Raw genomic sequence first — 6071 nt, forward strand, 5'->3', positions numbered from 1 at the left:
CAGTTGGTGGCGACGGCGAGGTCGGCGATGGTGGCGTCCTCGGTCTCGCCCGAGCGGTGGCTCATCACGTTGGGATAGCGCGCGCGGTGGGCCATATCGACGGCGGCCAGCGTTTCGGTCAGGCTGCCGATCTGGTTGACCTTGACCAGCATCGAGTTGGCGACGCCTTGCTTGATGCCGTCGGCCAGACGCAGCGGGTTGGTCACGAACAGGTCATCGCCGACCAGTTGCACCTTGTCGCCAAGTTTCTCGGTCAACAGTTTCCAGCCAGCCCAGTCGTCTTCGGCCATGCCGTCTTCGATCGAGATGATCGGGTAGTCGTTGCACAGTTCGACCAGATAATCGGCGTTCTGTTCCGAGGTCAGCGATTTGCCTTCGCCTTTCATCTCGTATTTGCCACCCTCGTAATATTCAGTCGAGGCGCAGTCGAGGGCCAGATAGATGTCCTCGCCGGGTTTATAGCCGGCTTTCTCGATCGCTTTCAGAACAAAGTCCAGCGCCATGCGGGTCGATTCCAGCGCCGGGGCAAAGCCACCTTCGTCGCCGATACCGGTGTTATAACCAGCGGCCGACAGTTCTTTTTTCAGGGTGTGGAACACTTCGGCGCCCATGCGGATCGCCTCTTTCACGTTCGATGCCGACACCGGCATGATCATGAATTCCTGAATGTCGATCGGGTTGTCGGCATGTTCGCCGCCGTTGATGATGTTCATCATCGGCACCGGCAGGACGCGGGCCGAGGTGCCGCCGATATAGCGGTAAAGCGGCTGTGCGGTGAAATCGGCGGCGGCTTTTGCCACGGCCAGCGACACGCCCAGAATGGCATTGGCGCCAAGGCGGCTTTTGTTCGGGGTGCCATCCAGTTCGATCATCGCCTGGTCGATGGCGACCTGCTCGGTGGCGTCAAAGCCGACCAGAGCCTCGGCGATTTCGCCGTTCACGGCGGCGACGGCGTCCAGAACGCCTTTGCCCAGATAGCGGTTCTTGTCACCATCGCGGCGCTCGACGGCCTCATGCGCGCCGGTCGAGGCGCCCGAGGGCACGGCGGCGCGGCCCATGGTGCCGTCTTCGAGGATCACGTCCACCTCAACGGTGGGGTTGCCGCGGCTGTCGAGAATTTCGCGGCCGATAATGTCGATGATGGTGCTCATTGAAGCCTGTCCTTGAAAAGGGGTCGATCTTGGGCGCGTGTTTAACAGCCCCTCGGCGCAGGGGAAACGCCCCGTTATCGATAACTTGCAGGTTTTTGCCAGTGTTAGCGCTGTCGAAAGCCGCGGCGTTCGCGCATGAAGGTGTAAAGCCCCGACCCGATGATGATTGCCGCTCCGGTCAGGGTCATCACGTCAGGGGTTTCGCGGAATACCGCCAGCCCGATCACCAGCGCGAACAATAGCCGGAAATAGCGGAACGGCGTCACCACCGCGACATCGCCAAGGCGGGTTGCTTCGACCACGGCGTAATAGCCCGCCGCACCCATCACCGAGGCACCCAGCAGATACAGCCACAGCTGGCCGGTCATCGGTGCCGGGCCGGGGCCGATCAGCAGTATGACGATGCCCAGCGGGATCAACACGCCAAAGCCGTAAGCGGCGAGTTGCAGCGAGCTGATGCTGCGCGGCACCCGGCGCACGGCCAGATCGCGCAGTGACAGGCCGACCACGGCCAGAACCGCGAACAGCGAGGCCGGCTGAAACCCGGCCATGCCGGGGCGGATCACCAGCAGCACGCCGAACAGGCCGACGGAGATCGCGGTCCAGCGCCGCCAGCCGACATCGGCCTTGAAGAACAGCGCCGCGCCCAGTGTCACCACCAGCGGCGTCGCCTGAATGATCGCACTGGCCGAGGCCAGCGGCGTCAGGGTGATGGCGCTGAGAAATCCGATCGCGGCCAGAACCTCGCCCAGATTGCGCAGCAGAACGGCGGGTTTGAACAGGTCGGGCGCCAGCAGTGACAGCCCGTGCCGCCGCGCCAGCAGGAAAAAGATCATCGCCCCGCCAAAGCCGAGGATGATCATCACCTGACCCACCGGGATATGCGCAGTGGACAGCTTGATGAACATGTCCTCAAGCGCGAACCCGGCCATCGCGGCGGTCATCATTATAATGCCGCGCAGATTTTCCATACTCCCGCCTATCCCCGATCCCGGGGCGGTGATAGGGGGAAATTCGCAGGGCAGGGTTGCATGAAAAAGGGGGCTCAGTGGCCCCCTGATCCGTGGATATGAACGGTGATCAGCCTGCGACGGACGCGGCGTAGATGCTTTCGATGGCCTCGGCCAGCATGGCGTCGAATTCGGCGTCGGTCTGCTGGGCCGACAGGCCTTCGGTCAGGCCGCGCGAGAAGCTGGCGATGATGCCGGTGTTGCTGGCCAGCTTGGCGTTGGCCTCGTCGCGGGAATAGCCGCCCGACAGCGCCACGACCCGCAGCACGCGGGGGTGATCGACCAGCGGCTTATAGAGGTTGGCCTTGGCGGGCAGGGTCAGTTTCAGCATCACCTGTTTGTCGGCGGGCAGGGCGTCGAGATGGGCCAGAAGTTCGGCCAACAGGATGTCTTCGGCCTCGGCCTTGTCAGCGATCGAGATCGTCACTTCGGGCTCGATAATCGGGACCAGACCATGCGACAGGATCTGTGCGCCGATTTCGAATTGCTGATCGACCACCGCCTTGATGCCGACCGGGTTGGCGGCGTCGATGACCGAGCGCATCTTGGTGCCAAAGATACCGGCCTTGACCGCGCGTTCCAGCAGCGCATCGAGATCGGGCATCTGTTTCATTAGCTGCACATCGTTTTCCGAGGCCGCCAGACCCTTGTCCACCTTCAGGAACGGCACGACATGGCGCTTTTCCCACAGGTAGGTCGCGGTGGGGATGCCGTCGATTTCGCGGTCCATGGTCATCTCGAACAGGATCGCGCCGATGATGCGGTCGCCGGTAAAGGCGGGCGACTTGATGATCCGGGCGCGCATCTGGTGGATCAGACCATACATTTCCTCGTCGCCGGAATAGGCGTCTTCGGTGATGCCATAGAGACGCAGGGCTTTGGGGGTCGAGCCGCCGCTTTGGTCAAGCGCGGCGATAAAGCCGTCGCCGCTGCGGATCTGCTCGGTTTGGGTCGGATTTGACATGTCTGAACTCTTGCCCTGAATACGGATGATGCGGGGCCGCGCCCCTTTGGCCGCTTGATAGGCGAGCCAAGCCGAGGTTGCAATTCTGGTGGCGCTAACTCGGGGTCAGTTCCGGGAAAGGCGGCGGATCAGCCTTCCAATGCGGCGACACCGGGCAGGGTTTTGCCTTCCATCCATTCAAGGAAGGCGCCGCCAGCGGTGGAAATATAGGTAAAGCTGTCAGCGGCATTGGCGACGTTCAGCGCCGCAACCGTGTCGCCGCCCCCGGCGACCGAGATCAACTGCCCGGATTCGGTCAGCGCCGCCGCGCGCGCGGCGGCGGCCTTGGTGGCGGTGTCGAACGGCGGCAGCTCGAACGCGCCCAGCGGGCCGTTCCAGATCAGCGTGCGGCATTTGTCGAACACGTCGCAGATATGTTTGATCGTCGCCGGACCGGCATCCAGAATCATCCCGTCGGCCGGGCAGCGCGAGGCGGGCACGATTTCGTTTCTGGCCCCGGCGGCAAATTCACCGGCCACGACCACATCTTCGGGCAGCACGATTTCGCACCCGGTCTTGGCGGCCTTTTCCATGATCTCGCGGGCGGTCTCGGCCATTTCCAGCTCGGCCAGCGAGATGCCGATGTTATGGCCCTGCGCGGCAAGGAAGGTGTTGGCCATGCCGCCACCGATCACCAGATAATCGACCTTGCGCACCAGATTGCCCAGAAGGTCCAGCTTGGTCGAAACCTTGGCGCCACCGACCACGGCGACCAGCGGGCGCTCGGGCGCCGACAGCGAGGCCTCAAGCGCCTTCAGCTCGGCCTCCATCTGGCGGCCCGCGGCGTGGGGCAGCAGGCGGGCGATGCCCTCGGTCGAGGAATGCGCCCGGTGTGCGACCGAGAAAGCGTCATTCACATAGATATCGCCCAGCGCGGCCAGCGCCGCCGACATTTCCGGGTCGTTTTCTTCTTCGCCGCGATGAAAGCGGGTGTTCTCCAGCAACAGCACTTCGCCATCGGCCAGATCGGTCACCGCCTGTTTGGCCACCGGGCCGATACAGTCCTCGGCGAATTTCACCGGGGTGCCCATCGCGGTTTGCAGCGCTGGCCAGACCTGACGCAGGCTCATCTCGGGGACGATCTTGCCCTTGGGGCGGTCGAAATGCGCCAGCAGCACCGGCTTGCCGCCCTTGGCGATGATATCGCGCAGGGTGGGGACGATCACTTCGATCCGGGTCGCATCGGTGACGCGGCCATTGTCGACGGGCACATTCACATCCACGCGGACCAGAACGACCTTACCGGCCATGTCCATGTCATCAAGCGTGTTCCATGCCATGTGTTGTCCCTCCAAATCGGCAGCGTCGCGCTTATACACCCCGAAGTGATCCGGGCGTCAACAGTCCCGCGTGGCTTGGGGCTTTTCTTCGTCGCTGTGTCACACTAGGCTCCGCCCGGAATTCAGACAGGAGGACCGGCGGATGGCCGAGATCAAAGACCCCGAGAACACGATTCTGATGGAGCTGAAAAGCGGCACCGTCGTGATCGAACTGCTGCCCGACGTCGCGCCTGAGCACAGCAAGCGGATGAAGGAACTGGCCCGCGCCGGTGCCTATGACAACGTGGTTTTCCACCGCGTGATCGACGGCTTCATGGCCCAGACCGGCGACGTGGCGAACGGCAACACCGAGAAAGATTTCAACATGGCCCGCGCTGGCACCGGCGGCTCGGACCTGCCGAACCTGCCCGCCGAATTCTCGCGCCTGCCGCATGATCGTGGCACGCTGGGCGCCGCCCGGTCGCAGAACCCGAATTCGGCCAACAGCCAATTCTTCATTAATTTCAAGGACAACAGCTTTCTCAACGGCCAATACACCGTCTATGGCCGGGTGATTTCGGGGATGGAGCATGTCGATGCCATCACCCGTGGCGAGCCGCCCGCGAACCCCGACAAGATGCTCAGCGTCAAGGTTGCGGCGGATGTCGATGCGTAAGCTGGCGCTGGTTCTGGGCCTGATGGCGGCCAGCCCTGCGCTGGCCACCGGCCTGCAGATCGAGGTCGAAGGCGAAGCCAACGGCACCATCACAATCGACCTTCTGGACGATATCGCGCCGCAACATGTGGCGCGGATCACCGCACTGGCCGAGGCCGGAGCCTATGACAACGTGGTGTTCCACCGCGTGATCCCCGGCTTCATGGCGCAGACCGGAGATGTCCAGTTTGGCATGATGGGCGGCGATATGCGGATGGCGGGGCGTGGCGGTTCGGACATGCCCGATCTGCCCGCAGAATTCTCGTCCGAGCCGTTCGAGCGGGGAATCGTCGGCATGGCCCGGTCGCAAAGCCCGGATTCGGCCAACAGCCAGTTCTTCATCATGTTCGCCCCGGCACCGCATCTGAACGGCCAATATACCGTGGTCGGCACCGTGACCGCCGGCATGGATGTGGTCGATGCGATCAAAAAGGGCGCGGGCCGCAACGGCGAGGTCGTCGGCCAGCCTGATGTGATGAAAAAGGTCACCGTGACCGAGTAAACTACTCTCACTCCCGTGTGAGCGGGGCTGGGACCGGGCGGCTTGCCATGCCATCCTTACTTAAGGATCCGGCAGGGAGGGCCGCCCGATGCGTATTCTGACACTAACACTTGCGCTGGTCTGGGCGACAACCGCCTGGGCCAATCCGGATTTCTGGCGCCGCGAGTGGCCGAATACGGATTTCACCAATACCACGGTTCCGAATTGGGTTCAGATCCTGTCCGGTGGCCCCGGCAAGGACGGCATCCCGGCTTTGTCCGATCCGGCCTTCCGCACGGCCTCGGACGAAACCCGCCTGTCCCCGCGCGAGCCTGTGATTGCGCTGGTGATGGACGGTCAAGCGCGCGCCTATCCGCTACGCTATCTGACATGGCATGAAATCGTGAACGATCGCGTGGGTGACGTGCCGGTGGCGGTGACGTTCTGCCCGC

Annotated in this window: 7 protein-coding genes; 3 read left to right on the top strand and 4 right to left on the bottom strand. The window is 63.2% G+C overall.

Annotation, left to right across the window (positions count from 1 at the left end; genetic code table 11):
• The 4 genes from eno to pgk form a co-directional block, all read right to left on the bottom strand.
• Positions 1-1151: phosphopyruvate hydratase (gene eno / locus ABYW26_RS09225; protein WP_372604510.1), on the bottom strand; the 1151-nt coding region annotated here is incomplete at its 3' end.
• A 104-nt stretch (positions 1152-1255) separates the two neighbouring features.
• Positions 1256-2122, bottom strand: a complete 867-nt coding sequence (locus tag ABYW26_RS09230; RefSeq protein ID WP_372604512.1) for a DMT family transporter — start codon at positions 2120-2122, stop codon at positions 1256-1258.
• 109 nt (positions 2123-2231) lie between these two features.
• Positions 2232-3125 carry a fructose bisphosphate aldolase gene (locus ABYW26_RS09235; RefSeq protein WP_372604513.1) on the bottom strand — a complete coding sequence of 298 codons (894 nt, stop codon included), beginning with the start codon at positions 3123-3125 and terminating at the stop codon, positions 2232-2234.
• A gap of 128 nt (positions 3126-3253) precedes the next feature.
• Positions 3254-4444 (bottom strand): phosphoglycerate kinase, encoded by a 1191-nt coding sequence (gene pgk, locus ABYW26_RS09240; RefSeq protein WP_372604515.1) that lies wholly within the window; start codon positions 4442-4444, stop codon positions 3254-3256.
• Positions 4445-4586: 142 nt separating this feature from the next.
• Between pgk and ABYW26_RS09245 the strand changes: the two genes are divergently transcribed.
• From ABYW26_RS09245 to ABYW26_RS09255, 3 genes are all read left to right on the top strand, one after another.
• Positions 4587-5099, top strand: coding sequence for a peptidylprolyl isomerase (locus ABYW26_RS09245; protein ID WP_372604516.1), 513 nt, complete (start codon positions 4587-4589; stop codon positions 5097-5099).
• Positions 5092-5640 carry a peptidylprolyl isomerase gene (locus ABYW26_RS09250; protein ID WP_372604519.1) on the top strand — a complete coding sequence of 183 codons (549 nt, stop codon included), beginning with the start codon at positions 5092-5094 and terminating at the stop codon, positions 5638-5640. The genes ABYW26_RS09245 and ABYW26_RS09250 overlap by 8 nt, the downstream gene beginning before the upstream one ends.
• 88 nt (positions 5641-5728) lie before the next feature.
• Positions 5729-6071 (top strand): DUF3179 domain-containing (seleno)protein (locus ABYW26_RS09255; protein ID WP_372604517.1); only part of this gene is annotated, 343 nt, incomplete at its 3' end.

This window comes from Actibacterium sp. (genome assembly GCF_041584535.1).
Lineage (GTDB): Bacteria > Pseudomonadota > Alphaproteobacteria > Rhodobacterales > Rhodobacteraceae > Actibacterium_D.

Bases quoted from the DNA above. Each gene is read 5' to 3' on its own strand.
- ABYW26_RS09230 (WP_372604512.1), bottom strand. From the start codon at position 2,122: ATGGAAAATCTGCGCGGCATTATAATGATGACCGCCGCGATGGCCGGG.
- ABYW26_RS09235 (WP_372604513.1), bottom strand. From the start codon at position 3,125: ATGTCAAATCCGACCCAAACCGAGCAGATCCGCAGCGGCGACGGCTTT.
- pgk (WP_372604515.1), bottom strand. From the start codon at position 4,444: ATGGCATGGAACACGCTTGATGACATGGACATGGCCGGTAAGGTCGTT.
- ABYW26_RS09245 (WP_372604516.1), top strand. From the start codon at position 4,587: ATGGCCGAGATCAAAGACCCCGAGAACACGATTCTGATGGAGCTGAAA.
- ABYW26_RS09250 (WP_372604519.1), top strand. From the start codon at position 5,092: ATGCGTAAGCTGGCGCTGGTTCTGGGCCTGATGGCGGCCAGCCCTGCG.